General features: G+C 41.1%; 1 protein-coding gene. It reads left to right on the forward strand.

Features of this window, described 5'->3' with window-relative positions; translation table 11 throughout:
• Positions 1-285, forward strand: a 285-nt coding sequence (locus AAEY72_RS14505) for a hypothetical protein (RefSeq protein WP_352311222.1), incomplete at both ends; no start/stop codon positions are given.

A 285-nucleotide genomic window follows, 5' to 3' on the forward strand; every position in this document is an offset into this window, starting at 1 on the left:
GCTGTGGATTCTATCGGCCATCCTATTCGTATTTTTAACAGTGAATCGGTCAACGGTTTAACTGCAGGTGAAGTATCAGGCGCCGATTTAGTGAATGACCCTACAGCAAGTGGCTTACAATTGAGTGAAGCACAACGAAATGAACTAGCTAACTCTTTGGCAAGCAATGATGGTTTAACACCCTTTAACTTTGGCACCAATGGCATAATATCACCGATGGCAAAGGATAACGAAGGTGAAGAGCTGCGTTTTAAATTAGCCCATAATTATTACATTAGTGATGAT

Source organism: Psychrobacter sp. W2-37-MNA-CIBAN-0211 (assembly GCF_040309405.1).
Classification (GTDB): Bacteria; Pseudomonadota; Gammaproteobacteria; order Pseudomonadales; family Moraxellaceae; genus Psychrobacter; species Psychrobacter glaciei.